Here is a 24,934-nt window from a genome sequence, read left to right on the forward strand (position 1 = left end):
GTCGGTGTTTCGTGCCGGCGATGCGCGAGATCGTGAGGATGATGGTTTTCCCGTGCGGGTGGGCGTAGTCGAGCGGGACGGCCAGCGTGCGAACTGCTGGCGCGGGTCACGCTGGACGGTGTTGTTCGACACGTCGGGAGTCGGGGCGGGGCAGGTGCCCCAGAACAGGGTCGTGGTGGCCGCGGCGGCGGGTGCGACGGTGAGCGCGCCGAGGCTGGTCACAGCGGCGGCGAGCGCGGCGATCCGGTGTGGTTTCACCGTCTCGATCATCACCAGGCCCGCCGCGCGCCGCCTCCACCTCGGGGTTGGTCCCGGGTCTATCCCAGTTCTTTGAGCTCCCGTTCGACGGCTTCCAGTTCCGCCGCGGATCCCTGCACCTTCGGGCCCGTGAACCACTTGCGCGCCGACACGACCCACCACAGCGCCGCGCCGCCGAGCACGATCAGGAACGCGATCGGCGTGTAGTTGAAGGAGTCGACCGTGATGGGTGAGCCCTGCGGCAGCATGAACAGCACGAAGATCACCACGACCCACGCCGTCGCGACGATGCCGATCGGCTTGCCCCAGCGTCCGAGGTTCCACGGCCCCTTCTCGAAGCTGTCGCCGCGCCGCACCCGCAGGAACACGGGGATCACGTACGCCACGTACAGCCCGACGGTCGCGATCGACGTGACCGCCGCGTACGCCGTGGCGCTCCACAGGTACGGCAGCGCGAGGATCAGCGCGCCGCCCGCCGCGAGCCACACGGCGTTGGTCGGCGTCTGCGTGCGCTTGTTGATGCGGTGCCAGATCTTCGAGCCGGGAATGGCGCCGTCTCTTGCGAACGCGTAGATCATCCGTGAGTTGGCCGTCACCGAAGCCATGCCGCAGAACAGCTGCGCGCCGATGCAGATCAGCAGCAGGAACTTGCCCGTGACCGCGCCGGTGGCGTCGATGAAGATCTGCGCCGGCGGCACACCCGTGGCCGAGTTGACGGCCCCGTCGTAGTCCTGGATGGCGAACGTGAGCCCGATCAGCAGCACCCACCCCGCGACGAGCGACACGAGGATCGAGTTGATGATCCCGCGCGGCCCGGCCTTCGCGGCGTTCTTGGTCTCCTCCGTCATGTGCGCCGACGCGTCGTAGCCGGTCAGCGTGTACTGCGCCAGCAGCAACCCCAGCGCGAACACGTATACCGACGAGCTCCAGCCCGTCTCGTTGGCGAAGTGCCCGAACACGAACGACGCTTCCTGGTGCTTCGCCGGCACGAACACGAGCACGCCGACGATCACCAACACCCCGATCAGGTGCCACCACACGCTCACACTGTTGAGGATCGCCACCACCCGCACACCGAACGTGTTGAGCGCCCCGTGCACCACCAGGATGATCGCCAGCAACAGGATCGTGTGCCCGGGCGTCGCGGAGTAGCCCCACTGCAGGTCGAGGAACGCGTTCAGGAACAGCGCCGCCCCGAAGTCGATGCCCGCCGTGACGGCGATCTGGCCGATCAGGTTGAACCACCCGGTGAACCACGACCACGCCGGCCCGTTGCGCGTCGCCAGCTTCGCCGCCCAGTAGTACAGACCACCGGCCGTCGGGTAGCTGGAGCACACCTCCGCCATGCCGAGCCCCACGAGGATCACGAAGAGACCGACGAGCGGCCACCCCCAGATCATCGCCACGGGCCCGCCGGTCTTCATGCCGAAGCCGTACAGCGTCAGACATCCGGACAGGATCGAGATGATCGTGAACGACACCGCGAAGTTCGAGAACGACGACATCGTGCGCTTGAGCTCCTGCGCATACCCCAGCGCGTGCAGCCGGGCGCTGTCCTCGTCGTGGCGGTCGGGTTCGGCGGTCTGCTGGTCGGAGACATCCATCGGGCACCCCACCTGAAAGGTATGTGGACAGACCTTTGAAGTTCCGGAGAAGCTAGCCCCGTGCGTCCGCGGGTGTCAAGGTTCCGTCAAGAACTGCCCTCCGAGCCACCTGGTCAGCGGCCACGCACCCTCGGAAGTGGTGGAAACAACCGTGAACACCAGGCCGTCGGACGGACGCGAGACGCTGCGGAACGAGACGCCGTAGTCGTAACCCTCCAGCATCACCGTCGTGTCGTCGGGCGGGAGCCAGAAGCCGAGCCCGTAGCGGAGTTGTTCGCGGGTCGAAGTCTCGGCGCTCACCACGGCCGTCATCCGGGCCACCCACTCCGGCGGCACGATCCGACCGTCGTGCAGCGCGGCCCAGAACGCGGCGAAATCTCCGGCCGACGAGTAGATCCCGCCATCACCACTGCCCACCACGGGCAGGCTGAACACGTTGGTGCGCCCGTCTTCCAGGTACCCCGTTGCCGCATCGCCGGGCAACTGGTCCGACCGGAGGAACGACGTGCGCGCCATCCCGGCGGGGGCAGTGACACGCGAAGCAACCAGATCCGCGAAGGGCACACCCGCGGCTCGTTCCGCCACCAGAGCCAGTACCGCGAACCCGCCGTTGTTGTAGGAGAACTGCGACCCCGGCGGAAACCGTTGCGGGAACCCCTCCAGCGCAGGCAAATACGCCGCCGCCGACGTGAACGACTGTGGTTGCGCCGGTGGCAACGCGTCCTCGTCGCAGTAGTCGCCGATGCCGGAGCGGTGGGCGACCAGGTGCTCCACCGTGACCGAAGAGTCGATCAACGGCAGGTCCGCGCCCAGCAGGGCACGCACCCGCGTGCCCAAAGTCAGCAAGCCCTCCACGATCAAGCTCACCACGACAAGGGCGGTCAAACCCTTGGTACCACTGGCGATCGCGAACCGTGTGTCCACTGTGTTCGGTACGCCGTACCCGCGGTGCGCCAAGCCGTACGCACGCGCGAGCACCACCTCGCTGCCTCGGCTGACGGACACGACGCCGGAAAACCCGGTGTCGCCTGCCAGCCGGTCGATCTCCTCCCCAAGAACCATGCCGACAACACTAGGAACCCGCACCGACAATAAACAGCAGGCCCGTCCACCATCGGGTGAACGGGCCTGCTGAAAGCGTTGCTATGAAAGAAAAATCATCGGCCCAGGAAATCGTGCAGCGACTCCAGTGCCGTGTCCGCCTGGTCGGCGAAGAAGCCGTCCACGCCGGCCTTGAAGAACGCCGCCTCCTCCGCGAACACGTTGCCGAACGCCGTCGGGGCGGCCGAGGAACGCAGGTTCGCCGGCAGGAACGGGTTCTCGTTGCGGAAGGTGTACGGCTGCACCTTCAGGCCAACGCGATGCGCGTCGGCGACCAGCGAGGTCGGCTTGCCCAGGTTGTCCGAAGCGTCGCGCGGGATGACCTGCGCCTTGTCCGGGCCGAGGTACTTCGCGTACTTCGCGACCTCACGCAGACCGGTCGGCGTCACGATGTCGGCGTACGTGCGCTTGTCACCGGCGGCCACGAAGTCGGCCGGCGCGCCGGAGGCCTCGGTCAGCTGCAGCAGCGGCACCCGCACCTGCTTGTGCAGCTCCTTGAGGTTCGCCACCTCGAACGACTGGATGATCACCGGCGCGTCGGCGCGGTTGAGGCCGTTGCGGTTGAGGAACGCGACGAGCTTCGGCTCGGTCGGGTTGCCGATCGACTTGAAGTACGTCGAGTGCTTCACCTCGGGGTAGGTGCCCAGCGTGCGGTGCAGCTCCTTGCCGAGCCGCCGCGTGAGGTCGATGACCTCCTGGTAGGTCGCGATCTGGAAGCGGCCGTTGTAGAGCTGGTTGTTCGGGCGGTTCTCCGGGATCCGCTCCTTCGCACGCAGCGTCTTGAGCTCCGCGAGCGTGAAGTCCTCGGTGAACCAGCCGGTCATCGTGACGCCGTCGATGACCTTGGTGGCCTTGCGCGAGGCGAACTCCTTGTGGTCCGCCACGTCCGTGGTGCCGCCGATCTCCGGCTCGTGCCGCGCGACGAGCCGGCCGTCCTTGGTCGGCACGAGGTCGACGTCGACGAAGTCCACGCCCATGCGGAAGGCGAGCTCGTAGGAGGCGAGCGTGTGCTCCGGGCGGTAGCCGGGCGCGCCCCGGTGTCCGACGATCACGGGGTCATCGTGCCGGTGCGCCGCCGCGCCCGCCACCTGCTGCGGGGCCGCCGTGGCGGGACCGATGGCCAGGCTCGCGACCCCGAGCAGGGCGAGACCGGACAGGGCGAGCACACCCACGCGTTTGCGCTTCATGGAGGACCTCTCTCTACCGGGCGCTCCGTCCTCGTATGACGGATTTGCCACGAGTACCGCCGCCACCCTCACGGCCGCAACTGTCGAACGGGGGGCACCTGAGGGACAAACGGGGGACAACCCGGTAAACGGTGCATGGAATCCGCTTTCGGACAACACGGTTTGGACGGCGAAATGCCCACTCCGAGGAGGGCCCGTTACCCTGTTCGGCGTGCGCGTACTGGTAATCGGGTCCGGCGCCCGAGAGCATGCACTCGTCCTCGCGGTGTCCGGCGATCCCGCCGTCACCGCGCTCGCCTGCGCGCCCGGCAATGCCGGGACGGCCGCGGTCGCCGAGCAGATGGGTGTCGAGCCGGCTGATCCCGAAGCGGTCGCTGCCCTGGCGAGCGAGTGGAAGGCCGACCTCGTGGTGGTCGGCCCCGAGGTTCCGCTGGTCGCGGGCGTCGCCGACGCGGTGCGGAAGGCGGGCATCGCCTGCTTCGGACCGTCGGCCACCGCCGCGCGCATCGAGGGCTCGAAGGCGTTCGCCAAGGACGTGATGGCCGCCGCGAACGTCCCTACCGCGCGCAGTGAGGTCGTGGACACGCCGGCGCGCCTCGACGCCGCGCTGCAGCGCTTCGGCCCCACCTGGGTCGTGAAGGACGACGGCCTCGCGGCCGGCAAGGGCGTGGTCGTCACGCAGGACGTCGAGGTCGCGCGCAAGCACGCCCTGATGCTCCTCGACGGTGGCCACCCCGTCCTCCTGGAGTCCTTTTTGGACGGACCTGAGGCCTCGCTGTTCTGCTTCGTCGACGGCCGGACCGTCGTCCCGCTGCTGCCCGCGCAGGACTTCAAACGCGTCGGCGACGACGACGCGGGCCCCAACACCGGCGGCATGGGCGCGTACGCTCCGCTGCCGTGGGCCCCGGAAGACCTGGTGGACGACGTGGTCGCCCGCATCGTGCAGCCCGTGGTCGACGAGCTCGACGCGCGCGGCGCCACCTTCTCCGGCCTGCTCTACGCCGGCCTCGCGCTGACGTCCGAGGGCCCGCAGGTCATCGAGTTCAACTGCCGCTTCGGCGACCCGGAGACCCAGGTCGTTCTGGCGCTGCTGCGTACGCCGCTGGCCGGTCTGATGCACGCGACGGCCACCGGCAAGCTCGCGAAGCAGCCGCCGCTGGAGTGGTCGGGCGGCGCGGCCGTGACGGTCGTGATCGCGGCCGACGGCTACCCCGGCAAGCCGCGCACCGGCGACGTGATCACCGGCGGCGAGATCGAAGGCGTGCTCCACGCGGGTACTCGGCGGCGCGAGGACGGCGCCGTGGTGTCGGCGGGCGGGCGCGTGTTGTCCGTGGTCGGCACCGGCAAGTCGCTCAAGTCGGCGCGCAAGCACGCGTACGAGACGGTGGAGCGCGTGCATCTCGCGGGCTCGCACCACCGCACCGACATCGCGCTCAAGGCGGCCAACGGTGACATCACCATGCCGGTGAACGCCTGAGTTTTCGCCTCCCGATCACCCGGCGGTTGGTAGCCTCGTAGCGGGGCCGAACGGTCACTGTCCGTAGACATCACCGAGGGGGAGCGTTATGGCGGAAAGCGGTCCGCTGTCCGACCTGGCGTCGTCCGTCCCGGCCGCGCCCGGCGTCGCGGACCTCATCGTGGCGCCGGAGAAGCTGCTGGACGTGGCGAAGGCCGTTGACGAGCAGGCCAACGCGCTCGAGGACAAGCTGCTGACGCGCCTGGGCGAGCTGCGCATCGACACGCCCTCGGCCGACGCGGTGAGCGTGAACTCCGTGGCGGCGTGGAACATGATCGTCGCGGAAGGTGATCACTCGTACGCGGCCGAAGCGCGCGCGTACGTCGCCAACCTGCGCCGCCTCGGCGAACAGCTGCGGGGCGCGGCGCAGACGTACCAGGCGAGCGAGGACGACAAGGCTGCGGCGTTCGGGGACCGTGGTGCGCACGGCATCCACTAGCGCTCTGTCTTTCAGCGCGGTCGCGGTGCTCGCGCTAGGCGTGGCCGGGTGCTCGTCCGGAGATGCCGGCACGGCGGTTCCGGTGCAGACCGCGGTGAGCTCGGCATCGCAGGCCGCGAAGGCTTCGCAGCTGCCGCCGCGCCCGGCCGAACTCTCCCTCACCGGCGTGGACCCGTGCGACCTGCTGGGCCAGGCGCAGCTCGACGAGCTGCAGGTCAACGCCGTGCCGCGCAAGGCCGCGGATCCGCAGGACGGCCCCACGTGCGTGTTCGACGCGGACAAGGCCGAGCCGTTCCACGCGTACCACCTGCGCACCGTCACCGCCGACCTGCAGGAGTGGCTCACCGGCGCGCGGCGGAAGAACAGCATGACCACGGCGCCGTTCGCGGTCGAGGGCTACCCGGCGCTCACGAACTACCGCGCGGCCGGCACGCCGTCGGACTGCGAGGCGCTCGTCGGCGTCGCGAAGGGCCAGACGCTGGCGGCGCAAGCGTTTGCGGTCACCGCCGGCGCGTTCACCCAGCAGCAGCTGTGCGACCAGGCGACGCAGGCGGCCGACCTGGCGCTGCAGTACCTCAAGACACGGACCTAGGAGGGCGCGTGGAGATCTCCGACCTCGCGGGCAAGATCCGCGACCAGCGCTTCGACGGCTGGACGGACACGTCCCTCGCGGACGAGATCCGGAAGTTCTCCGACGGCGACGGCATCGGCAGCATCGGCACGGCCGTGGACGCGCTGAAGGCCGTCGCGACCGCGCTCGCCGAGACCGACCAGGCGCTGCGCACGCAGCTGACGCAGCTCGGCGTGGAGTGGCAGAGCCAGGCGGGCGGCGCGGCCGGGCAGGTGTTCACCGACCAGGCCGGGTTCTCCCAGGACGCCATGCGGAAGGTGTCGAACACCGCCGAGCTGCTCTTCGCCCAGGGCGAGGCCTTCAACCGCACGAAGTTCAAGCTGCCCGATCCCGCCACCCTGATGAAGGGCGCCGGCGGCTACACACTCGGCGACTCCGTGCTGAGCCTCATCGGCTTCGAGACCGACCACGCGACGGCGGTCGACGCGGCGCAGAACGCGCGAAGCCAGGCGCTCGAGGCGTTGAACGCGTACGCGCAGCAGAGCGGCGAGAACCTGCTGTCGTCGGAACCGTTGAGCCAGCCGCAGTCCCTGTCGATGACGCAGCCGGACGGGCGCAAGAACGTGCTCGACCTGGCGGGTTCGGCGGTCGACGTGACGCCGGACGGGGGGGTGCGGCCGGCTTCGGCGTCAGTGCAGTCGCGGCACGTGGATCCGCCGGTGGTGCAGCCCGTGGCGAACCGGGTGGCGGTGGATCCGCCGACGCCGGCGTACGGGATCGCGGTGCCGCCGCCCACTGGTGGGTCGGCGGGGTCCGGTGGATCGGGTGGGTCGGCTGGGTACACGGCGCCCGCTTCGGCCCCGGGGCGGCCGGTGCCGCCAGTTGCTCCGCCCGTTTCCGGTCGGCCTTCGACGCCGCCTCCGCCTGGGTGGGAAATGCCGCGGGGAGGCGGTCAGCCGGAGGTGCCTGGACGGCCTGGGTTCAGTGGGCCGGTTCGCAGTGGTGGGCCTGGTTTCGGTGCCGGTTTCGAGGGCCGGCCGGGTGCCGGTGGTGGTTTTGGCGGTGGTCCCGGGCCCGGTTCCGGAGGTGCTGCCGCGGGTGGTTCGACCGGGCCTGACGCTGTGCTTGGCCGCGGCGCTGGCGGCGGGACTGGCGGCGGGACCGGTGGTGGCGACCCGGCGTTGAGCCGGGGCCGGATGGTCGGCAGTGGTCCGCAGTCACCCGTCGTGCCGGAAGAGAGCGTGGGCGGTCCCGCCGCGCCGCCGCAGCCGGGTGCGTCGGCCGGTGAGCTCGGCGCAGGTGCCGCGGCGCTCGGCGCGGGCGTGGCCGGCGGTGCGCTGGCGGGCGATCGCGAACGCCCACACCGGGGTTTCGGTGGTGCGCCGTCGAAGGGACCGGTGCGTCCGCTGCCGGTGGAGTTGCCGGAGGAAGAGGCGATCGCGCTGCGCAAGACCGAGCAGATCGAGCCCAAGCAGCCCTCTGGCGACGCGAAGTTCCTCGCCCCCGCGGCCACGCAGAACGAGGACGACGCGGACCACGTGCGCCGCTTCGGCGTCGACGACAAGGACCTCTTCACCGACCCCCGCCTGGTCTCCGACGACGTGATCGGCGACGACGCGTGAACCTCGTGCTCTCGACGCTCGAGTTCGACGTCCTGTGGGAGTCGCTCGAGCTGGGTCGCCGCCCGGCCGCGCTCGGCGTGCCCTCGCCGGGCCGCACCCATTCCGAGCGCGCTGCATTGATCGAACAGGTGTGGGAAGGACTTTCGCGCCGACGCCTCGCGCGGGGGCGCCGCGCGTCGGGCGAGCTGTTCGACCAGCTGCACCTGCTGTCGCGCCCGCAGTACGCCCTCGATGTCTGGGTCTGGGCCGACCGCGAGATCCACGGGCGCGCCGTCAGCCGCGGCAGCCAGGCCGTGCTCGCCGTCGTCGACCGCGACGAGGTCTGGCTCATCCCCGCCGACGAGGGCGCGCTGGCCGAAGCCGCCGTGCCCGTCGCCGGGGAGCTGTCCGCGGGCGTCGGCCAGAGCGTGTCCGTGCCCCACGCGACGCTGGTCGCCGCCGACACCAAAGCCGGCGGCGACCCGAAAGCCCTGGTCACGGTGCTGGAAGATCACGGCCTCGCCCTGTGGGAAGCCCAGGAGCTCGCCGGCATGCTGCTCGGCCAGGAAGCCCGCGGCCAGTTCACCGCCGAACGCACCCTCCGCGACGGCACCGTCCGCCGCTCGCCCCACCCCACGGCCTTCTTCGACACCGACGCGGGCCGCTACCTCTTCCAGCTCACCGACGACTCCGACGGCCACACGTGGGCCACGGTCACGCCCGCGGACAACGCGCTGCTGGTGGAGCGGGTGCACGAGCTGCAGGCGGGTTTGTGAACCGTTCCTGGCACGCCGGGGTGGATTCGTCGAAGATCCGTACCGGGAGTGCGGCGGAGGTCTTAAAGTGGGCCGGGAACCGACCTGGTCATGCCCACGTCTGATCGGTCGGATGTTGGTTTTCGTGAAGGGGAGAGCGGACCGTGGCTGTCTACGACGTCGACTCGATGGCCATCGCGGCGCGACAGGTCGAGAAGCTGAAGGACGAATACCAGAAGTCCAAGGAAAAGCTCACCGGCATGGACCACGAAAAGGACAGCCCGTTCGGCGGGATGCCCGGCTCGCAGGACGCCCACAGCGCGGTCGGTGAGTTCAAGAACGGTGTGCACAGCCAGTTCGACGCCGCGGGCCGGCACATGGACGCGCTCGCGTTCGCCATGCGCAAGGCCGCCGGTCTGATGACCGAAATGGACGAGGTCGGCAAGAGCGACCTGACCGTCCACGTCGACAAATAGGATAAAGCGGGCTCGGGGAACGAAAAGCAGGGGGAGCGTCAAGTGGCTTTGGATGGGGTCGGTGCCGGGACTCCGGACAACTGGAAAGCGTTCACGGACAAGGTCGACCAAGTCGCCAAACTCAACGTGGACGCCATCAACAAGGCGGCCGACCAGTTCCGCGGCGCCGCCACCGACGCCGCCGACCACTCGCAGGCGCTGGACAACACCACGAAGGCGCTCGACAGCAGCGTCTGGTCCGGCGGCGCGGCCGACAGTTTCTTCGACTACGTCCGCACGGTCCGCAGCGCGGGCGCCAAGGTCGAGGCCCACCTCGGCGACGTGGCGACCGACCTGACGAACCTGGCGAAGAGCCTCGCCGACATCAAGACCAAGGTCACGCAGGGCAAGCTCGGCGACGCGGAGAAGGCGGTGAACGCCCGCAACCAGAAGGCCCAGACGGACATGAACGCGGCGGCTGCCGCGGCCAAGACCGCTGCGGACGAGAAGAAGCCGGCGCCGAGTCCCACCGTCGAGCAGATCAAAGCCACGGCGAAGACGGACATCAACAACCTCACGACGCAGTACGACGGCGAAGTGCAGACCCTGCTCACCCAGGCCAACACCATGATCGGCCAGTCGCAGACCCTCATGAAAACCCAGATCGAGGGCGGCTACGACAAGGTCCCCCTGCCCGGCAAGGACGGCACCGTCCCCCAGAGCACCGGCGGCCTCCACACCCCCTCCCACCACGGCGGTGGGGGCGGCGGAGGAGGCGGCGGTGGCGGTGGGGGCGGCGGCCTCGGCCCCAGCGGCGGCCCGCCCGGATCCCCGCCGCCGGGCAACGTGCAGGAATGGATCGACGAGGCCATCAAGATCCTGCAGGCCAACGGCGTGAACGTCACGGAAGCCGACGTCAAGAACATCTGGGCGATCATCCAGCACGAATCGGGCGGTAACCCCAACGCGATCAACAACTGGGACTGCGTGCCGCTGGACACGGCCATCCTCACCCGGCGTGGGCTGCTGAAGCACCACGACGTCGAGGTCGGCGACGAGACCATCGGCTACAACCCGCAGACCCGGCGCAGCGAGTGGACCCGGGTCACGCGCGTCGTCCACCACGAGAACGCGCCGTTGGTGACCTTGGCCAGCTCCCGCTGGGCGGCGACCACCACGCCGAACCACCGCTGGCTGAACCTGCCGCGGGTCGCGGTCGCCAAGGACGGTCCGGTTGTCTGCCCGGAATGCGGGTGGGAGCCGCGCACGAGCACGGCGCCCGCCAGCGGGGTGGCCGTGCACCGCGGCAAGATCCACGGCGTGGTCCCGGAAACACAGCGCAACGTCCACGCCGACGAAGCCCGCTTCGTGACGACTGACGAGGTCGGCAGCCGCGACCGGATTCTGCTCGCCGCGCCCGCCGACACGGAGCCGGCGCTCGACGTGACCGTGCGCGAGGCAGCGATCCTCGGCTGGATCGCGGGCGACGGCCACGTCGAGACGCGCCGGCACCGGCCGACGATCTCGATCGCACAGTCCAAAAAGGACATGGTGGCGAAGCTGCATGAGCTGCTCGACGACGTGCCGCACGCGGTGTACGTCGACGACCGCGGTGGCTGCGGGCCCCGGCACCAGTTCCGGATCGACTACGACTACGCGCAGGACCTGTTGCACCGCGCGGGAAATCCGAAGTCCGAAGCCGTGCGCCAGGTCCTGGCGATGTCGACCGCGCAGCGTGAAGCGTGGCTGGAAGCCGTGACCGACGCGGAGGGTACGCGGCACCTGCGCCCCGGGTTCACCAAGCCGAAGGTCACGATCTACCAGGCGCCGGGCGAGGTGCTCGAGGCGATCACGCTGGCCGTCTACCTCTCCGGCGCTCGGCCGCGCGTGTCGATCACCGATCGCACGGGTGAGCACGAGACGTGGCGCCGCGAGGCTGCCGTGCGGGCGAACAACCCGGTGGTCACCGGGGCGTTCCTGCACCGTGAGCCGGCCGGGCGCGCCGACGTCTGGTGCGTGACGACCGAGCTCGGCACCTGGACCGCGCGCGAGGGCGACCACGTGTTCCTCACCGGGAACTCCAACGCGGCCGCCGGGCACCCGTCCAAGGGTCTGATGCAGTGCATCGACTCGACGTTCCAGGCGCACAAGCTCCCGGGGCACGACAACATCTACAACCCGGTCGACAACATCATCGCCGGGGTGCGGTACTCGCTCGATCGATACGGGTCGATGGGCAACGTGCCCGGTATCGCGGCGATGGCACACGGTGGGGCCTACCGCGGGTACTGACCAGCCGTGGGCACGGCAACTCGGCCCCGGGTTAGCCTGGCCGCATGGTCGACATCGGTGCTTTCGGTGGGCCCGCTCTGCGGGCCGGTGTTCCCCCGTTCCACGTGATGGACGTGCTGTCCGCGGCGCAGGCGAGGCAGCGCAGTCACGGGGACCTGGTGTCGCTGGCGGCGGGGCAGCCGTCGGCGGCCGCGCCGGGAGCGGTGAGGCGGGCGGCGAAAGCGGCGCTGGACGAGCACACGCTGGGCTACACCGAGCAGCTCGGCATCCCGGAGCTGCGCGAGGCCGTCGCGGGGCATTACCGCAGGACGTATGACGTCGATGTCGCCGCGCAGGACGTCGTGATGACCACCGGCTCTTCGGGCGGCTTCCTGCTGAGCTTCCTCAGCGCGTTCGACCCCGGGGCGCGGGTGGCGATGGCGCGGCCTGGGTACCCGGCGTACCGGAACCTCCTGAGGGTTCTGGGCTGCGAGGTCGTGGAATTCGCGACGACCGCGGAGACCAACTTCCAGCCCACCGTCGACCTGCTGGACGAGCTGGGGCCGCTGGACGGCCTGATCGTGGCGAGCCCCAGTAACCCGACGGGCACGGTCCTGCCGCCCGGGGAGCTGGCGGCCATCTCGGGCTGGTGCGCGTCCCACGGAGTGCAGCTGGTCAGTGACGAGATCTACCACGGCATTTCGTACGAGAAGCAGCTCGACTGCGCGTGGCAGTACGGCCGCGAAGCGCTCGTGCTGGGCTCGTTCTCGAAGTACTTCGCCATGACGGGCTGGCGGCTGGGCTGGATGCTCGTGCCGCAGCGGTTGCACCGGGCGGTGGACGTGCTCACGGGCAACTTCACGATCTGCCCGCCCGCGATCGCGCAGCACGCGGCCGTCGCGGCGTTCACGCCGGAGTCGTACGCGGAGGCCGACGCGCACGTGGAGCACTACCGGCGCAACCGGGATCGGCTGTTCGCCGGGCTCAAGAAAATCGGTCTCGACAAGCTGGCCCCCGCCGAAGGGGCCTTCTACGCGTACGCCGACGTCTCCGAGTACACCAACGACAGCCTCAGCTGGTGCCAGCGCCTGCTCGCCGACACGGGCGTGGCCATCGCGCCGGGGGTGGACTTCGACCCGTTGGACGGCGGGAAGTTCGTGCGGTTCTCGTTCGCGGGGGCCACCGAGGACGTCGACGAAGGGGTCCGCCGCCTGGGGGAATGGCTCAGGTGAACCGGTCAGGGGGAACCCGGATATCCCCCTGAACGTTGGCCTGGACGAGAGAGTTTTCGCGCCGCGAGTGGCACGCTGGACAGCACCGGGCCGGCGTGGCGCGGAAACGTCATGGAGGAGCCATGTTCTGGAAGATCGTCGGAGGGCTCATCGTCGCCTGGATCGCCTTCATGGTCCTCGGCGCGGTGATCGGCTTCGTCTTCAAGGCCGTGCTGTGGATCGCGATCATCGGCGGCGCGGTGTTCCTGGGCACCGCGGCCTACGGCGCGATCAGCGGCAAGAAGGACGCGAAGCGCATCGGGCGCTGATAGCTCGGACTTCAGGGGGCCCTGACCTTCGGTGCGGCGACCGGCCACGACGGCTGGGCGCCGCATCGGCGTGTTCGCACGCTGACCTGATCCTCATCGCTTCCTCACATCGGTCAGTCACCGTGGAGCGCGTACCGCTCCGCCGAAGAAGGACCGATGACCACCACTCGAACCGCCGGGTCGCTGCTGGCTCTGCTGTGTGCGCTCTTCGTCACCGCCTGCACGGCCAGCGCCAACGCCCCTGAGCAGTCGGCGCAGGCGACCTTAGCGCAGCAGACCTCGAGACAGCAGGCCCCGACAAAACCGCTGGTCACCGCCACGCAACGGCTGCCCGCCACCCCGCCGCCGCCGTACGAGGTCACCGCGCCGGAGCGTACGCGTAAGACCGCGCAGGGCTTCCCCGTCAACACCTGTGTGCCCGAGCGGCTCGACCCGCAGGTGCTCAGCCTCACCACCTCGGACGGCTTGCACCTGCCGGCGATCGAGCTGGGATCCGGTGACCGCGGGATCCTCCTCGACCACGAGTCCGGCTACTACATCTGCTCGTGGCTGGACACCGCGGAGAAGCTCGCCGCCAAGGGCTATCACGTGATGGTGTTCGAGTACCGCGGCCACGGCGCGGCGCAGAAGAACGACGGCTCCGTAACCGGCAACTTCGACACCGACACCAGCGCCGCGCTCGCCGAGCTGCACCGCCGTGGCGCGAAGTCGATGCTGCTGGGCGGCGCTTCTTGCGGCGGCAGCTCGGCCGCGCGGCTCGCGGCCAAGGAGCCGCAACTCGTGGGCCTGCTGATCCTGTCCTCGCCGAGCAACTGCGGCGGTGACTCGGTGGCGGCCCTCCGCAAGGTCACCAGGCCGGCGTTCTTCGCCGTCGAGCCGGACGACTACAGCGGCAACATGATCGGCGAGGTGAAGAAGCTGTACCAGGCGTCCGGAGCGCCGCCGGCCGACAAGCACCTGGAGATCCTGCCGGGCGGGACCCACGGCACCGACATGCTGCGGGACCCCAAAACCAAGGACCGGTTGGAAAAGCTGATCTTCGACTTCGTCGACTCGTGTTTCCGGCGAGCCTGACGCTCCACAGTGGACTAGGGAACCCGCGCCACTCCGGCCAGCGTCGTGAAGTTCGTCGGCGTGAGCGGGGCCAGGCGCGGGCCGCCCGGCCACCACAGGTGCGGATGGGTCAGGCCGGGCGGCAGGAGTTCGAGCCCGTCGAACAGCGACGCGATCTCCTCGCGCGTGCGGTAGAGCGTGTCGAGGCCGGTGGCGGCGAAGCGGGATTGCAGTGCGGTCGCCAGCTCGGCGGCCGCACTGCCGTCCGCGGGGTTGTACTGGTGCAGCAGCACGAGGTACGAGCCGGGCGCGAGCGCGTCGACGTAGGCCTTCACCACCGCCTTCGCCACGGCGAAGTCGGGGATGTGGTGCACCACTGCGCACAGGATGAGGCCCAGCGGACGCTCGAAGTCCAGGTGAGCCGTCACGTCCGGGTGCGCCAGCGTGCGCTCGGGGTCGAGCAGGTCGGCGCCGACCATGTGGGTGTAGTCGTTCTCCGCCAGCAGTGCGCGGCCGTGAGCCTGCACCACCGGGTCGTGGTCGACGTAGACGACCTGCGCTTCGGGGTTCACGCGCTGGGCGACCTGGTGCGTGTTCTCCACCGTCGGAAAGCCCGAACCGAGGTCGAGGAACTGGTCGACGCCCAAGCGGTCGGTGAGCATCCGCACCGCGCGCACCAGCCACTGCCGCACTTCCTGCGCCATCGTCTGGGCGGCCGGCGCCAGCTCCAGGATCTGGCGCAGCACGGCGCGGTCGGCGGCGTAGTGGTCACGGCCGCCCATCAGGGCGTCGTACACCCGCGCGTTGCCCGGCCGGTCGAAGTCGACCGGCGAGAGGTGGTCGGCCACAGCGCACCTACCGGAGAAGATCAGTCAGGACGCGCACAGCTTAGGTGATCGAGTTCGCGCCCGGTGGGCGGCCGTGTCGCGAGGTAAGGCCTCAATCGAGCGCGGCTCGGGCGGCCTCGGCGCCGTCCCACAGCTGCGCCCGGATGCCGACGGCGCGCGCTCCCTCCACATTGGACTCGCGGTCGTCGAAGAACAGGCACTCCTCCGGCTTCGCGTCGAGCTTTTCCAGCAGCAGCCGGAAGATCTCCGCGTCGGGCTTGGCGAGTTTCACGTCACCCGAGAACAGCGTGACGCGGAACAGCTTCGCCCACTCCTGCTCACGCACCCACTTGCCGAACGACGAAGGCGCGTTCGACAGCAACGCCAGCGCGGCCCCGGCCTCCGACAGTGCCGCGAGCAGCTCCAGCGACGACGGCGCCAGGTTCGACCAGCCCGCGACGTCGATGGCCGTGAGCTCCTCCGACATCGTGTCGTCCACGCGCGCACCCAGTCGGTCGCCGATCGACGTCCAGTACTCGAGGTCACTCGACCCGCGGTCGTACGGCTCGCGCACCGCCCAGTAGACGGGCTCGAACTCCTCGGCCGGCACGCCCATCGTGGCCGCGAGCTTCGGCAGCGCGGTGGTGCGCGTGCAGAGGACCTCGCCGTAGTCGAAGACGATCCAGTTCATCGCGCGCCCGCCTTGATGCGCTGCAGCGCGTCTTCGACGGCGGTGGGTTCGAGGTCGCGGTGCAGCACGAAGCGCACCTTCCCGGCCATCGGCAGCGCCTGGATGCCGAGCGAACCGAGCCACTCCAGCGCCACGCCCAGGTCGAGGACCTCGGCGAGCACGATGTTGGTGTCCGGCGTGGCGACGCCCCAGCCGTGCTCGGCCAGGCCCGCGGCCAGGCGCCGGGCGTGCTCGTGGGTCTCGGCCAGCTCGCCGACGTTCTCCAGCGCGACCAGGCAGGCCGCGGCGAGGATGCCGCCCTGGCGCACGCCGCCGCCGAGCATCTGGCGCATCCGGCGCGCCTGCTCCACGAACTCGACGCTGCCCGCGACGACCGAGCCGACCGGCGCGCCGAGGCCCTTGCTGAAGCACGCGCTCACGCTGTCGACGCCGACGGTCAGCGCCGCCGGGGGCACGCCCAGCGCGACGGCTGCGTGCCAGATGCGGGCGCCGTCGAGGTGGACGTTGAGCCCGGCTTCCTTCGCGACGGTGACCAGCCGCGCGTGCTCCTCGGGCGGGGTGACGGCGCCGCCGGCCGCGTTGTGCGTGTTCTCCAGGCAGAGCAGCGTGGTGCGCAGCGTGAAATACGGGCCGGGGTTGCCGATGGAGGCGCGCAGTAGCTCGGGCGTCGGGCGGCCGGGGCCGGCGTCGTGCTCCAGGATGTCGGGCATGCCGCCGGCGAGCCACGCGGCGGAGCCGAGCTCGTTGGTGAGCACGTGGGCGCCGCGCGTGGCGAGGAAGCGGTCGCCGCGCTTGAGGTGCACGGACAGCGCGATGAGGTTCGCCATGGTCCCGCTCGGCGTCCACAGCGCGGCGGGCATGCCGAGCGTCGCGGCGGCGCGCTCTTCGAGCTGCGCGATGGTCGGGTCGGTGCCGATCACGTTGTCGTCGACCTCGGCCTCGGACATGGCGGCCCGCATGCGCCGATCCGGGCGGGTGACGGTGTCGGAGCGGAAATCGAGCGGAGTCGAGGTCACGCCGCGATCACATCACACCGCCACCCGCGCGATCAATGCGGCGGGGGGTGGAAGGAATCGGCGGTCTCGTGCAACCGTGGACGCCCCCGGTTCCGTCCTTGAGGACGGATGAGCAGAAGAGCGGAGCAGCGGACCGCGTGGACCAGCGCGACGAAGACGAGTTCGCGGAGTACTTCTCCGCGAAGCGGGACGCCGTGCGCCGGACCGCGTACTTGCTCTGTGGCGATTGGCACAAGGCCGACGACCTCGCCCAGACGGCGTTCGTCGCCCTGCACCGGAGGTGGAAGAAGATCAGGGACCGCGCCGCGACCGACGCGTATTTGCGCAAAACGCTCGTGCGCGCCGTCATCGACGAGTCGCGCCGGCCGTGGCGCCGGGAGTGGCAGACCGACGTCCTACCGGAACCGATGTCGGACACGCCTGGCCTGGCCGAGCGCGTCGCGTCCAGGGAAGACCTGCTGGCGGCGCTGAAGGAAGTGCCACCGAAGCAACGCGCGGTGCTCGTGCTGCGGTTCTTCGAGGGCCTGGACGTGACGGCCGCGGCGAAGGCGCTGGGCTGCAGCGAGGGCAACGTGAAGAGCCAGACCGCACGGGGGCTGGCGAACCTGCGAGAGGTGCTGGAACGGGAGGTGGAGGCCAATGGATGAGCGTGACGCGGAGTCGTTGTTCTCCGGCCTGCCCGGTGCGGTGCCGCCTCCGTCTTTCACGAAGGACGACGTCGTCCGCGAGTCGCGCCGGCTGACGCTGCGCCGTCGCAACCGCATCGCCGCTGGTGGAAGCGCTGTCGTGCTGGCCCTGCTGGGCTTCGGCGCGTACGGGCTCGTGGCCGACACGGGCGGTAAGTCCGATTCTGCCGCTGTCATGAATTCGGCCGAAGCTCCCGCGCAACCCGGTGCGTCGGCTGCGCGTCCTTTGGGTACTGGGGAGGGGAACTTCCCGGCTCTGCCGCCTCAGCAGGGAGGCAGTGGAGACGGGAGGACCGGCCCTCGGGTCGAAGGCGCCTCCGGGTGCGAAAAGGTGGACTGGGAGCTCGCCACCGCCCTCGCTGGCGAGCTCCCAGGTCACTTCACCGCCACGGAAGCCTCCCAGGGCAGCATCTGTACGACGGGCGCCCGCGGAGCCGGGTTCCCCCTGCCGGACGGCTCGATCTCCGTGGCCGTGTTCCCGCGCGGGGCGCCGGTGACCTACCCGGCGCAGTCGGCGGGCGCGGTGACTGAGCGTGCCGCCACCGGTACGGGCGGGACCCTCGTGCTGGTGAGTGTGCCGGGGACGTTCGGGCACCCCGCGCCGTATGCCGGTGACCTGGCGCGCTTCGCCGCATCGCTGGCTCCCCGGTTCTGACGGCCTGTTGATGGCGCGGCTGGCAGAATGACCGGCCATGACGGCAGCAGCAACCACCCCGAAGGGCGAGCGCCGGCGAGCCACCCTCGTCGAAGCCGCGGCGGAGCTGCTGGCCGAAGGCGGGTTCGACGCGGTTCGCCACCGGGCCGTCGCCGAGCGGGCCGGCCTGCCGCTCGCGTCGACGACGTACTACTTCGACTCGCTCGAGGACCTGGTGACCGCGGCGGTCGAGCACCACTCGCAGGTGGAGCTGGCCAACGGGCGGCAGCAGCTGGAGGAGCTGGCCACCCGCAACCGCGGCGTTTCGGCGACCGTGGAGCTGGTGCTGGACCTCCTGCTGGGCCCGCCGTCCGGCGACCCGGAGGCCGACGCGGAGGCGGTGCTGCTGCGGTACGAGCGCCTGGTCGCCACCGGGCGGCGGCCGTACTTGAGGCCGTTGATGCGGACGTTGTCGGATCAGCTGAACGAGCTGCTGGTGGAGATCTTCACCCGCTCGGGGACGCCGGTGGACGGCGTGGAGCTGGAGAAGCTGGTGGCCCTCGTCGACGGCGCGGTGGTGAACGCGTTGATCGCGGTGGACCCGGCGCCGCGTGCTGCGGCGGCGAGGATGTTGCAGGCCGCGCTCGCCGAAAGCTGACGCCTACCGCCGCGACTTCTTCGCCTTGTCCAAGTCGTCCCGGGACTTCGTCACCAACGCGAACATCGCGCTCTCCGCCGCCCCCGGATCGCGCGCCAGGATCGCGTCCAGGACCTTCCGGTGTGACGGCACGGGGTTGTCCGACGGACCCGACCCGTGCACCAGCTTGTCCCGCTCCGCCAGGCCGATCGCGATGACGCGTTCCACCTGAAGGAGGAAGTTGTTGTGCGTCGCGGTCATCAGGGCGCGGTGGAACGTCAAGTCGGCGCGGACGCTGGCTTCGGGGTCGTCGCCGGCGGTGGTCATGTCGTCGAGGGCGGCCCGCAGGGCCAGGAGATCGCCTTCGTCCGCGCGTTCGGCGGCGATGCGCGCGGCGGCGGGCTCGACGACGGTGCGGACCTCGGTCAGCTCGTCGAGCAGGCCCGGGTCGTCGCTGGCCGCGGTTTGCCAGCGCATGACGTCGGTGTCGAGCATGTTCCACTGGTCGCGCGGCTGGACGAAGGTGCCGCGCTTCTGGCGGGCGTCGATCATTCCCTTGGCTGCCAGCACTTTCAGCGCCTCGCGCAGGGCGGTGAGGCTGATGTCGAGCTCTTCACGCAGCGCGGGCAGGTCGAGCACGGTGCCCTCGCCCCACTCGTCGGACAGGATCCGGGCGGCGAGCGTCTCCACGGTCTGTCCGTGCAGACCGCGGGGCCGGTGTTCGGACAATGGAGGTCCCCTCAGTCGGCAGTGCGGAGTCATCCTACCTCGGACGCGATTACGTCATAAATTATGAATACATCTTGACAGCTGCCAGCCCGGTTGCAAGTCTGTGCCAGCAGTCACTCCCCCGCAGGGGAGCGACGCTCCATTCAGACAAAGGGGTCACAGCGATGACGACTGCAGAAGGCCTGTCCCGCCGTCATTTCCTGCGCAACGCCGGCATCGTCGGCCTGGGCGCGCTCGGTTCGAGCAGCTTTCTCGCCGCGTGCGCCACTTCGGCCTCCAACGGCCCGGTGAAACAGGCCGCTGGTGCGGTCACCGTCCAGTCGAACCTCTCCTCACCGCAGGCGAAGGTCGCGATCGAGGCGCTCGCCAAGGCGTTCGGCGACAAGGGCGGCGCGACGGCGACGGTCAACACCGTCGCGTCGGAAACCTTCCGCACGCAGCTGCCGAGCTACCTGACCTCGGCGAACCCGCCCGACAGCTTCACCTGGTACCCGGGTTCGCTGCTGTCGGGCTACGCCAAGAAGGGCCTGCTGCTCGACGTCGGCGACGTGTGGCAGACGATGGGCAACTACACCCCGGCCATGCGCAGCCTCTCCGGCGACGGCGCGGGCCACCAGGTGTTCGTGCCCACGAGCTACTACTTCTGGGGCTTCTTCTACCGCAAGTCCAACTTCGCCAAGTGGGGCGTGAAGCCGCCGACGAACTGGAGCGAGTTCCTCGCGCTGTGCGAGACGTTGAAGGGCAAGGGCATCTCGCCCATCGGCCTCGGCGCGGGCGGCGGCACGCAGTGGACCGCCTCGGCGTGGTTCGACTACCTCAACATCCGCATCAACGGCGCGCAGTTCCACCGCGACCTGCTCGCCGGCCGCGGCCGCTTCGACGACCCGAAGGTCAAGAAGATCTTCGAACCGTGGCGTCAGGCGCTGCCCTACACCGACCCGAACGGCACGGCGCTCGCGTTCCAGGACGCCACCACCGTGCTGCTGCAGGGCAAGACCGGCATGGTGCTCACCGGCACCTTCTTCGCCGACGCCGCTCCGAAGGACGCGCTGGACGACCTCGACTTCTTCCAGTTCCCGATCCTCGACCCGAGCGTGCCCGTCGCCGAGGAGGGCCCGACCGACGGCTTCTTCGCCAGCGCCCGCTCGCCGCACGTGGCCGAGGTCAAGGAGTGGTTCAAGTACGTGGCCACGGCCGAGGCGCAGGAGCTCTACATCAAGAACTCCTCCGGCACGGTGCTGCCCGCGAACCCGTCGGCGAAGAACAACGGCACGCCGCTGGTCCTGAAGGGCAAGAAGATGCTCGACGAGGCCAAGGAGCTCACGCAGTTCTTCAACCGCGACTCCTCCGACGCGCTGCAGCCGACGGCCGACGCTGCGCTCATCCGCTTCATCCAGAAGCCGAACGAGCTCGACTCGATCCTGAGTGACTGGCAGACGGCCGCGGCGAAGGTCTTCCAGGGGCAGTCCTGACATGGCGGTGCTCGCAGCTCCGGCTGCCCCGGTGAAGCGTCGGAGGCGCGCGGTCCGCCGCGTGCCCCCGACGCTGCTCCTGTTCGTGCTGGTGCCCGTGGCCGTCGAAGGCTTCTGGGTCTTCTGGCCCGCGCTGCAGGGGTTCTACCTGTCGCTGACCAACTGGGACGGGGTCTCTGCGCCGACGTTCGTGGGGCTGGACAACTACGCCGAGATGTTGTCCGACGACATTTTCGGCACGGCCGCGCTCGACACGGTGATCTGGATCGTGCTGTTCGGCGGGTTGTCGGCCGCGGGCGGGCTCGGGCTCGCGATGCTGCTCAACCGCGAGCGCAAGGGCGTCGGGTTCTACCGGGCCGCGCTGTTCACGCCCGTGGTGTTCTCGCTCGTCGCCACGGCGCTGATCTGGCAGGCGATCTACCAGCCCGACGGCGTGTTCAACAACGTCCTCGGCGCGATCGGCCTGGACAGCTGGAAACACTCGTGGCTCGCCGATCCCGACACCGCGCTCTACGCGGTGCTCGTGCCGGCGTTGTGGCGCCAGCTCGGCTACGTGATGGTGCTGTACCTGGCGGGGCTCAAGGGCATCGACCCCGCCCTGTACGAGGCGGCCAAATTGGACGGTGCCACGGCGTGGCAGCAGTTCCGCCACGTGACGTGGCCGCAGCTGCGCAGCGTCAACTCCGTGGTCCTGTCGGTGATCATCATCGACTCGCTGCGGTCGTTCGACGTGGTGTGGTCGATGACGAAGGGCGGGCCGTACCACTCGTCCGAGCTGCTGAGCACCTACATGTACTCCACCGCGTTCCAGTCGCTGCGGCTCGGTTACGCGTCCGCGCTGGCCGTGGTGATCTTCGTCCTCGCGTTCGGTGTGATCGTGACCTACCTCGTGCGAGCGTTCCGGGAGGACCAGTGAGCGTGACCACGACCCGGCCGGCACCCGCCGCCGCGCCGGAAGAGCGAGTTCCCGCCAAGCGCAGCCACCGCAAGCAGGGCCGCACGTTCGGCTTCCACCTGCTGGCCGGCGGCCTGTCCGTCCTGTGGCTGCTGCCGATCGTGCTGGTCATCACGACCAGCGTCCGATCCTTTTCGGACATCGCGAGCAACGGCCTCGGCGCGCTGCCGCACTCGTTCGACCTCAGCTCGTTCGGTGAGGCGTGGGGTGTCGGCGGCGGTGGCCACGCGATGCTCAACAGTTTCATCGTCACGATCCCGACCGTGCTGCTGTCGCTGCTGCTCGCGTCGGCCGCGGCGTTCGCGCTGAGCCGGTTCCAGATCCCGTTCCGGCGCACGATCATCCTGGTCATGCTTTCGGGCAACCTGCTGCCGCCGCAGATCCTGCTGGTGCCGGTGTCGAAGCTGTCCGAGCTGCTCGGCATCTACGACACGCTCACCGCGCTGATCATCGTGCAGGTCGGCTTCGGGTTGGGCTTCTACACGTTCGTGCTGCAGGGTTTCATGCGGTCCATCCCGGACGAGATCCAGCAGGCGGCGCTGATCGACGGCGCCGGGCCGATCGCCATCTTCTGGCGCATCATCCTGCCGATGACGCGCCCGGCGCTGGCGGCGCTCGGCGCGCTGGCGTTCACCTGGACGTTCAACGACCTGCTGTGGTCGATCACCGTGCTGCGCACCGAAACCGTGATGCCGGTGACGCCGGCGTTGCTCGGCCTGCAGGGTCAGTACGTGTCCAACTGGAATGTGATCGCGGCGGGTTCGGTGATCGCCGCCGTGCCGACCGTGGCCGTGTTCCTGCGGTTCCAGAAGCACTTCATCTCCGGGCTCGCGATCGGGGCGATCAAGTGAACCAACGGTGGACGATCGAACTCGAGTCCACTTCGTACACCGTCACGCTGGAGCCGGGGAACCGGTGGCTGGAGCTCGTCGCGTGGGGTCCGCGCGGCGTCGAGCGTGGTCCGTCGCCGCTGGCCAACCGCGGTGACGTGCACTTCATCACCGACGCGGACGCGGCTCCGGTGGAGTACGCGCCGCGCGGCCTGCGGCCGTTCTCGGGCGCGGACTTCGTCGTCGCGGGGGATTCGTGGTGGCGCTTCGCCGCCGACGAGTCCACGGAAACCGTGCTGCGGCTGGCCTTTGTCGACGAGGTGACCGGGCTGCGGGCGGTGCAGTGTTACCGCGCCGAGCCGGGCACCGATGTGCTGTGCCGCTGGGTCGAGTTCGCGAACACCGGCGGCGCGACCGTCGAGATCGACCGGCTCGGGTCGGCGGGCGTGTGTGTGCCGACCGGGCCCGACGGCGCGCGGCTGACCTACCTGACCGGGCAGTGGTCGCAGGAGTTCACCCGCCGCTCGACCGTGCTCGAAGCCGGCGGCTTCCGTATGGCGAGCCGCTTCGGTGTGCCGGGCCACCAGTACGTGCCGTGGCTGGCGGTGCAGGACGCGGCCTCGCCGGACGGTCCTGCGTACGGAGTTTCCCTGGCCTGGTCGGGTTCGTGGGAGCTCGACGCCGAGATCGAGCCGAGTGGGCTCACGCGCGTGCGCGCGGGCCGGCTGGCCAATCCCGGCCCGATCCGGCTCGAACCCGGTGCGTCTCTGGTCACTCCGGAGCTGGCGCTGGCATCCAGTATGGACGGACTCGCCGGGCTGGCCGACGTGTGGCACGCGTACTCGCGCAAGCTCGCCGGGCCGCGGCTCGAAAAGCGCCGCCCGGTGCTCTACAACTCCTGGGAAGCCACCGGTTTCGAGGTCAACGGCGCGCGTCAGCTCGACCTCGCCAAGCAGGCCGCGGACCTGGGCGTGGAGCTGTTCGTGGTGGACGACGGCTGGTTCGTCGGCCGCGACGACGACACCGGCGGCCTGGGCGACTGGACGCCGGAGCAGACGTCGTTCGAGGGTGGCTTCGGCGTGTTCGTCGACTCCGTGCGCGCGCTGGGCCTGGACTTCGGCCTGTGGGTGGAGCCCGAGGCGATCAGCCCGAAGTCGAAACTCTACGCGGAACACCCCGACTGGGTCTACCGCCTCGACGGCCGCCCCGCGACGCTGATCCGCAACCAGCTCCTGCTCGACCTCGGCAAGACCGAGGTGTTCGAGTACGTGCGCGGAGTGCTCGACGAGCTGCTCACCGCGTACCCGATCTCCTACCTCAAGTGGGACATGAACCGCCCGCCGACCGAACGCGGCCGCCCCAGCGCGCCGTCGGCGGACCTCGACGCCGAGCACGTCGCCAACTACCACCGGCTGCTCGACCACCTGCGCACGACATACCCCGACCTCATCGTCGAGTCGTGCGCCGGCGGCGGTGGCCGCACGGACCTGGCGACGGTGTCGCGCAGCGACGTGGTGTGGCCCAGCGACAACACCGCGCCGCTGGACCGGCTGCGGATCCAGGACGGGTTCCTGCTGATGCACGCGCCGCACCTGATGAGCTCGTGGGTCACCGACGCACCCGGCGTGTTCGACCCGCGGCCGCGCTCGCTGCGGTTCCGGTTCGTGCTCGCGATGGCGGGCGTGCTGGGCATCGGGGCCGATCTGTCGCACTGGAACGCGGGCCAGCGGGCGGAGGCCACGGAGCTGATCGCGCGGTACAAGGAGTTGCGGCCGATCCTCCACACCGGACGGTGCCGCGTCCTTTCCGGACCTGCGGAACCCACGGCGGCCAGCCAGTACACGCTGGGCGATCAGACCGTGGTGCTCGCCTGGAGCACCGGGCAGCTGGTGGGGACGCCGCTCGTGCCGGGCCGTTCGTCGCGCATCAAGCTGCACGGGCTCGACGCCGCCGCGACCTACCGCGACGAGGCCGGCGCGGAGTACTCCGGCGCGCACCTTGTGCACGTGGGTCTGCCCGTCGAGTGGACCGCGCAGCACGACGCAGACGTGTTCGTCCTCACTCAGGTCTGAACACAGCGAAACGCCCTGCCGGCTTCACTGGGCC

At 70.0% G+C, this 24,934-nt stretch carries 23 protein-coding genes and 2 pseudogenes; 18 read left to right on the forward strand and 7 right to left on the reverse strand.

Annotation, left to right across the window (positions count from 1 at the left end):
• Nucleotides 1-317: 317 nt before the first annotated feature.
• The 3 genes from AB0383_RS03120 to AB0383_RS03130 form a co-directional block, all read right to left on the reverse strand.
• Nucleotides 318-1,862 carry an amino acid permease gene (locus AB0383_RS03120; protein WP_364169750.1) on the reverse strand — a complete coding sequence of 515 codons (1,545 nt, stop codon included), beginning with the start codon at nt 1,860-1,862 and terminating at the stop codon, nt 318-320.
• A gap of 75 nt (nt 1,863-1,937) precedes the next feature.
• Nucleotides 1,938-2,924 carry a serine hydrolase domain-containing protein gene (locus tag AB0383_RS03125; RefSeq protein WP_364169753.1) on the reverse strand — a complete coding sequence of 329 codons (987 nt, stop codon included), beginning with the start codon at nt 2,922-2,924 and terminating at the stop codon, nt 1,938-1,940.
• 95 nt (nt 2,925-3,019) lie between these two features.
• Nucleotides 3,020-4,150, reverse strand: coding sequence for a glycerophosphodiester phosphodiesterase (locus AB0383_RS03130; RefSeq protein ID WP_364169756.1), 1,131 nt, complete (start codon nt 4,148-4,150; stop codon nt 3,020-3,022).
• 211 nt (nt 4,151-4,361) lie between these two features.
• Between AB0383_RS03130 and purD the strand changes: the two genes are divergently transcribed.
• The 11 genes and pseudogenes from purD to AB0383_RS03185 all read left to right on the forward strand — a co-directional run bounded on the left by purD (nt 4,362) and on the right by AB0383_RS03185 (nt 14,372).
• A complete protein-coding gene (gene purD, locus AB0383_RS03135) occupies nt 4,362-5,627 on the forward strand; it encodes a phosphoribosylamine--glycine ligase (protein ID WP_364169759.1) in 1,266 nt (421 codons plus the stop codon).
• Between the two features lie 88 nt (nt 5,628-5,715).
• Nucleotides 5,716-6,105 carry a PE domain-containing protein gene (locus AB0383_RS03140; protein WP_366184795.1) on the forward strand — a complete coding sequence of 130 codons (390 nt, stop codon included), beginning with the start codon at nt 5,716-5,718 and terminating at the stop codon, nt 6,103-6,105.
• 40 nt (nt 6,106-6,145) lie between these two features.
• Complete coding sequence (locus AB0383_RS03145) at nt 6,146-6,697, forward strand: DUF3558 domain-containing protein (RefSeq protein ID WP_364170717.1); 552 nt, start codon at nt 6,146-6,148, stop codon at nt 6,695-6,697.
• Nucleotides 6,698-6,705: 8 nt separating this feature from the next.
• On the forward strand, nt 6,706-8,298 hold the full coding sequence (locus AB0383_RS03150; RefSeq protein WP_364169763.1) for a hypothetical protein: 1,593 nt from the start codon (nt 6,706-6,708) through the stop codon (nt 8,296-8,298).
• Entirely contained in the window at nt 8,295-9,053 is a 759-nt protein-coding gene (locus AB0383_RS03155; protein WP_364169765.1) for an ESX secretion-associated protein EspG, read from the forward strand. The genes AB0383_RS03150 and AB0383_RS03155 overlap by 4 nt, the downstream gene beginning before the upstream one ends.
• A gap of 143 nt (nt 9,054-9,196) precedes the next feature.
• Entirely contained in the window at nt 9,197-9,508 is a 312-nt protein-coding gene (locus tag AB0383_RS03160) for a hypothetical protein (RefSeq protein ID WP_364169767.1), read from the forward strand.
• 126 nt (nt 9,509-9,634) lie between these two features.
• Nucleotides 9,635-9,859 (forward strand): annotated as a pseudogene (locus AB0383_RS03165) (WXG100 family type VII secretion target); the annotation flags it as partial.
• Between the two features lie 1,704 nt (nt 9,860-11,563).
• A pseudogene (locus AB0383_RS03170) lies at nt 11,564-11,779 on the forward strand (transglycosylase SLT domain-containing protein); the annotation flags it as partial.
• Between the two features lie 44 nt (nt 11,780-11,823).
• Nucleotides 11,824-12,990 (forward strand): aminotransferase class I/II-fold pyridoxal phosphate-dependent enzyme, encoded by a 1,167-nt coding sequence (locus AB0383_RS03175; RefSeq protein WP_364169770.1) that lies wholly within the window; start codon nt 11,824-11,826, stop codon nt 12,988-12,990.
• Nucleotides 12,991-13,112: 122 nt separating this feature from the next.
• Nucleotides 13,113-13,298, forward strand: a complete 186-nt coding sequence (locus AB0383_RS03180) for a hypothetical protein (protein WP_360598045.1) — start codon at nt 13,113-13,115, stop codon at nt 13,296-13,298.
• Between the two features lie 156 nt (nt 13,299-13,454).
• Entirely contained in the window at nt 13,455-14,372 is a 918-nt protein-coding gene (locus tag AB0383_RS03185) for an alpha/beta hydrolase (protein WP_366184799.1), read from the forward strand.
• A gap of 14 nt (nt 14,373-14,386) precedes the next feature.
• Here the strand turns inward: AB0383_RS03185 and AB0383_RS03190 are convergent, their stop codons facing one another.
• The 3 genes from AB0383_RS03190 to AB0383_RS03200 form a co-directional block, all read right to left on the reverse strand.
• Complete coding sequence (locus AB0383_RS03190) at nt 14,387-15,199, reverse strand: SAM-dependent methyltransferase (RefSeq protein WP_366184801.1); 813 nt, start codon at nt 15,197-15,199, stop codon at nt 14,387-14,389.
• Between the two features lie 91 nt (nt 15,200-15,290).
• On the reverse strand, nt 15,291-15,869 hold the full coding sequence (locus AB0383_RS03195) for an HAD family phosphatase (protein WP_366184803.1): 579 nt from the start codon (nt 15,867-15,869) through the stop codon (nt 15,291-15,293).
• Entirely contained in the window at nt 15,866-16,885 is a 1,020-nt protein-coding gene (locus tag AB0383_RS03200; protein ID WP_366184805.1) for a GntG family PLP-dependent aldolase, read from the reverse strand. The genes AB0383_RS03195 and AB0383_RS03200 overlap by 4 nt, the downstream gene beginning before the upstream one ends.
• A gap of 137 nt (nt 16,886-17,022) precedes the next feature.
• Between AB0383_RS03200 and AB0383_RS03205 the strand changes: the two genes are divergently transcribed.
• From AB0383_RS03205 to AB0383_RS03215, 3 genes are read left to right on the forward strand one after another with little or no spacing between them, the layout of a single operon-like run.
• On the forward strand, nt 17,023-17,532 hold the full coding sequence (locus tag AB0383_RS03205) for a SigE family RNA polymerase sigma factor (RefSeq protein WP_366184808.1): 510 nt from the start codon (nt 17,023-17,025) through the stop codon (nt 17,530-17,532).
• A complete protein-coding gene (locus AB0383_RS03210; protein ID WP_366184810.1) occupies nt 17,525-18,226 on the forward strand; it encodes a hypothetical protein in 702 nt (233 codons plus the stop codon). The genes AB0383_RS03205 and AB0383_RS03210 overlap by 8 nt, the downstream gene beginning before the upstream one ends.
• A gap of 37 nt (nt 18,227-18,263) precedes the next feature.
• On the forward strand, nt 18,264-18,863 hold the full coding sequence (locus AB0383_RS03215; protein ID WP_220245140.1) for a TetR family transcriptional regulator: 600 nt from the start codon (nt 18,264-18,266) through the stop codon (nt 18,861-18,863).
• Nucleotides 18,864-18,866: 3 nt separating this feature from the next.
• Here the strand turns inward: AB0383_RS03215 and AB0383_RS03220 are convergent, their stop codons facing one another.
• Complete coding sequence (locus tag AB0383_RS03220; RefSeq protein ID WP_366184813.1) at nt 18,867-19,571, reverse strand: FadR/GntR family transcriptional regulator; 705 nt, start codon at nt 19,569-19,571, stop codon at nt 18,867-18,869.
• A gap of 164 nt (nt 19,572-19,735) precedes the next feature.
• On the opposite strand from AB0383_RS03220, the gene AB0383_RS03225 reads away from it, so the two are divergent.
• Genes AB0383_RS03225 through AB0383_RS03240 form a run of 4 tightly spaced genes read left to right on the forward strand, consistent with a single transcriptional unit; the run spans nt 19,736 to nt 24,900 of the window.
• The gene (locus tag AB0383_RS03225) at nt 19,736-21,043 is read left to right on the forward strand and encodes an ABC transporter substrate-binding protein (protein ID WP_364169792.1); all 1,308 of its coding nucleotides are present in this window, start codon (nt 19,736-19,738) and stop codon (nt 21,041-21,043) included.
• Between the two features lie 31 nt (nt 21,044-21,074).
• Nucleotides 21,075-21,959 (forward strand): sugar ABC transporter permease, encoded by an 885-nt coding sequence (locus tag AB0383_RS03230; RefSeq protein WP_364169795.1) that lies wholly within the window; start codon nt 21,075-21,077, stop codon nt 21,957-21,959.
• A gap of 2 nt (nt 21,960-21,961) precedes the next feature.
• Nucleotides 21,962-22,849: a carbohydrate ABC transporter permease gene (locus AB0383_RS03235; protein ID WP_364169798.1), complete on the forward strand. Its 888-nt coding sequence runs from the start codon at nt 21,962-21,964 to the stop codon at nt 22,847-22,849.
• Nucleotides 22,846-24,900: an alpha-galactosidase gene (locus tag AB0383_RS03240; RefSeq protein WP_364169801.1), complete on the forward strand. Its 2,055-nt coding sequence runs from the start codon at nt 22,846-22,848 to the stop codon at nt 24,898-24,900. Before AB0383_RS03235 ends, AB0383_RS03240 begins: the two co-directional genes overlap by 4 nt.
• The last annotated feature ends 34 nt before the right edge of the window (nt 24,901-24,934 follow it).

The sequence above is a fragment of the Amycolatopsis sp. NPDC051373 genome (assembly GCF_040689465.1).
Classification (GTDB): domain Bacteria; phylum Actinomycetota; class Actinomycetes; order Mycobacteriales; family Pseudonocardiaceae; genus Amycolatopsis.